Origin of the sequence: Neglectibacter sp. X4 (genome assembly GCF_009917365.1) — a bacterium.
Classification (GTDB): domain Bacteria; phylum Bacillota; class Clostridia; order Oscillospirales; family Acutalibacteraceae; genus Acutalibacter.
This window is the reverse complement of the sequence record NZ_QWLE01000316.1, coordinates 1-574: the sequence shown is the minus strand read 5'-3', so window position 1 is coordinate 574 and position 574 is coordinate 1. Positions and strand designations below refer to the sequence as shown.

The 574-nt window shown below is 40.1% G+C and carries 1 protein-coding gene; it reads left to right on the top strand.

Features of this window, described 5'->3' with window-relative positions:
- Window positions 1–330 precede the first annotated feature (330 nt).
- On the top strand, window positions 331–574 hold a 244-nt coding region (locus D1841_RS18345), incomplete at its 3' end, for a ribonucleotide reductase N-terminal alpha domain-containing protein (protein WP_305801101.1).

Below are 574 nucleotides of genomic sequence, written 5' to 3'. Positions count from 1 at the left end.
GAATAGTCAGCCTGGTCTATACCGGTTTCGATTTGCACTTTGACCTGAGTAAGACCTTTTTTCTTTCGAAGTTCTTTGAGTCTATTCACTGTCACGCCTCCTTTCTAGAACTATTATGGCAAATTGACCTACAAAAAATAGGGGAAATTGACCTATTTTAGGATTTCTTTCGTTCCGCTGCTAGTCTTTTAAGAAATAGGATAAATTGCGGCGTGCGCAGTCTTCTTATAAAGCTATCGTGAATTTGTTGGAAGAACTTGTTGCTATACACTACATATAGTGATATAATTATCTCTGTGACAATATATAAAGTGTATAGCGGAGGAAAATATGGCAATTTCAGAAATCAGCAAGAATGCTTTAACAGTACTGGAAAAACGATATCTGGGCAAAGATGGAGAAGGTAACCTGACGGAAACAGTAGAAGGTATGTTTCGCAGAGTTTCAGATACCATCGCTGCAGCAGATGCAAAATACGATAACACGACAGATACGAAGGCGCTCAGCGATCAGTTCTTCGAACTGATGACGGATTTGCGCTTTTTACCAAACTCCCCGACTCTGATGAATGCGG